We start from the raw sequence: 1,443 nt of genomic DNA, 5'->3' as shown, positions 1-1,443 counted from the left end.
CTATAGCCGTGCCGACGGCGATGATTTGATTGTCTCTTATTAATTTTACAAAACCTTTGGTCTTGGAGATGCGGTCACATATTCCTTTGTAGCATTCTTTAAGTGAATTATCATAATTTTCAAGGGCAAGAAAGGCATCCAACCACGCATCGTCCACTTCGTTCATCCATTCTGTCGAAATGGGCAGATGTGGTTTCATTAGAAGCTTCTGCTGCGCTAGAGCAGCCGTTTCCCGAGCGTTAGCAAACATCATGAGACATGGTAGATCAGAGACATACCCCTCCGAATGCAACTTTGCATCCAGGCCAGGTGGCGATGCATCGCTAATATGGAAAATGGCAGGAAGGCCTTTGTCGGCATAAAATTGTTCGATAAGCGGCAGCCAGTTAGCGGTTGTCGGATAATTACCGATTGCAAGCACACTGTTTGCGCGCTTAGTAACACCCTGGGTAGCCCGCAACTGCCAGTTGTCGATATAAGCAGTAATTTCGGCAGGCCAAGTGTTAGAGGCAATCATATCGATTTCGTTGTAAAAGGTGATTGAATCTTTCATCAAAAGTAAACTCCTTTCGATTCTCCAGAGCTATTTTAAATAAATATACATATTAATGCATAAAAATACAATATCAAAAGTGGAAAAATAATGTCCATTGATGTAAGCTATGAAACAACGGAAAGATAACTGCAAGCTGGCAACAGGAGTGGATGATTTGGAGCTTATCATACGACGAGCGCGTTCTGAAGACTATGAGGCAGTCAATGCCATCATTCGATTTGGCCAAGAGGAGCATGCTGCCGCTTTGCCCGATCATTTTGCAAGATTGGATCACGTCGTTGCCATGGGCTGGTACCGCAGCTTCTCCGATCAGATGAACAAGGTAATATKGGTCGCTGAGAAAAGCGGGCAAGTGGTGGGTGTGGCGATGCTGGAGATGAAGAAAAGCCCTTCGTACGAGGCGCTGGTTCCACGCACATACGCTTATTTGAATGAACTTGCAGTGTCACCTACTTTCAGCGTCAAGGCATTGGAACACTGCTCTATCAGGCATCTGCAGCCTGGGCGCGGGAACAAGGGGCTTCCTCCCTTGAGCTTAATGTTTGGGAATTTAATGAGAGCGCCAGAGCTTTCTACCAATCTTTGGGGATGACAACACTCAATCGAACGATGGCGTCTGATTTATCTAACTAATTAAAGGAGCATACTTATGCAATTTATTGATAACGAAGGAATAACAGATCCACGGATCAACTTGGCGATTGAGGAATACGCGTTAAGGCATCTGCCTGATCGGGACAGTTACCTGCTTTTTTATATGAACGAACCATCCATTATTATTGGCAAAAATCAAAATACTCTGGAAGAAATCAATCCAGAGTATGTGAAGGATCACAACCTGCATGTTGTTCGCAGACTTTCCGGCGGCGGGGCCGTCTATCATGATC

General features: G+C 44.9%; 3 protein-coding genes. 2 read left to right on the top strand and 1 reads right to left on the bottom strand.

Annotation, left to right across the window (positions count from 1 at the left end; all coding sequences use genetic code 11):
* A partial coding sequence (locus AC1DUA_RS37380; protein ID WP_477504533.1) for a GNAT family N-acetyltransferase, cg3035/Rv0428c family occupies window positions 1-553 on the bottom strand: 553 nt, incomplete at its 3' end.
* 471 nt (window positions 554-1,024) lie between these two features.
* Between AC1DUA_RS37380 and AC1DUA_RS37375 the strand changes: the two genes are divergently transcribed.
* Window positions 1,025-1,189: a GNAT family N-acetyltransferase gene (locus AC1DUA_RS37375; RefSeq protein WP_477504534.1), complete on the top strand. Its 165-nt coding sequence runs from the start codon at window positions 1,025-1,027 to the stop codon at window positions 1,187-1,189.
* 16 nt (window positions 1,190-1,205) lie between these two features.
* Window positions 1,206-1,443 (top strand): lipoate--protein ligase family protein (locus AC1DUA_RS37370; RefSeq protein ID WP_477504532.1); only part of this gene is annotated, 238 nt, incomplete at its 3' end.

The organism is Paenibacillus sp. 01T422 (genome assembly GCF_056398785.1).
The sequence above is the reverse complement of the archived record's forward strand: the minus strand, read 5'-3'. Positions and strand labels throughout refer to the sequence as shown.